At 66.1% G+C, this 990-nt stretch carries 2 protein-coding genes; both read right to left on the reverse strand.

Going from position 1 to position 990, the window contains the following annotated elements; all coding sequences use genetic code 11:
• Window positions 1-80 precede the first annotated feature (80 nt).
• A complete protein-coding gene (locus FS320_RS44100; RefSeq protein WP_152718745.1) occupies window positions 81-452 on the reverse strand; it encodes a hypothetical protein in 372 nt (123 codons plus the stop codon).
• A 134-nt stretch (window positions 453-586) separates the two neighbouring features.
• The coding region (locus FS320_RS44105) for a helix-turn-helix transcriptional regulator (protein WP_152718746.1) at window positions 587-990 on the reverse strand (404 nt) is incomplete at its 5' end.

A 990-nucleotide genomic window follows, 5' to 3' on the forward strand; every position in this document is an offset into this window, starting at 1 on the left:
CGCTCGATCTCGCTATCGGCCTGTCCACGGTGGCACTCGTCCGGGCCGAGCCCGACGGCTCGCGTTGATCCTGCGACGGATCAGCTCCATTTGGAGGCGGTCCACCGTCCCGAGCAGGCCATGCTCCCCGCAATGGTCCATGTGCCGGAACCCGAACGTCCAGCGAGCTTCCCCGTGATCGCGACCTGGGCCCGGTGGCGTTGGAAGCTGACCCGAACACGCCCATCCGGTTCCAGTCCGCCGGTCGCACTGTCCGGTGTGCGCCGCGAAACGGCGTTGCGAGGAATCCCGTTCTCAACCACAACCGTATAATCATGCGCTCTGCGGCAGGCGCCCTTCGCGGGGATGGCACGGACGCTCCAGCGTCCATCGAACTGCTGCTGCGCCATTCCCGTGGTATCGATCGGGATCAATGGAACAGCAAGGAAAAGGCTGATCAGCAGGCGGTTCATGGCCCAGTCTCCCTTTGGAGTTCAGACATTGCCAGCGCGGCAATGCAGCCGTCGCCAGCGCGATCCCGCAACTGCTTGCATGCTTCAGGCGACTGGCGGGGGCGGTCCCTTAACGATTTTTGGACGCCGGGGCGTCACTCATGATGGCCTTCGGTCCGCCAAGCGGTCGGCGTCTGGCCCGACCAGCGCCGGAAGGCCCTGGTGAAGGCGCTCGCTTCCGAGTAGCCCAGCGCCGCCGAGATCTGGGCGAGCGACGCTTGAGTGTCCTGCAACAACTGCCGCGCGATCTCGAACCGGATCTCGTTCTTGATCCCCCGATAGCCCAGGCCATTGCCTTTCAGGTGGCGGCTCAGGGTGCGCCGGTGCATTGCGAGCAGTTCAGCGGTGTCATCGGCCGAGCAGCGGTGGCTCGTCAGCCGCGTGCGCAGCAGCCGCCGGACATCGTCGGAGAACTCGCATCCCGGACGCGCCTTCAGGTGGCCGATCCGCTCCTCGAGCAGGGTTCGCATCATCGGATCGGCTCCGGCGACCCGCCGCT

This window comes from Microvirga tunisiensis, assembly GCF_009296175.1.
GTDB classification, from domain to species: Bacteria; Pseudomonadota; Alphaproteobacteria; order Rhizobiales; family Beijerinckiaceae; genus Microvirga; species Microvirga tunisiensis.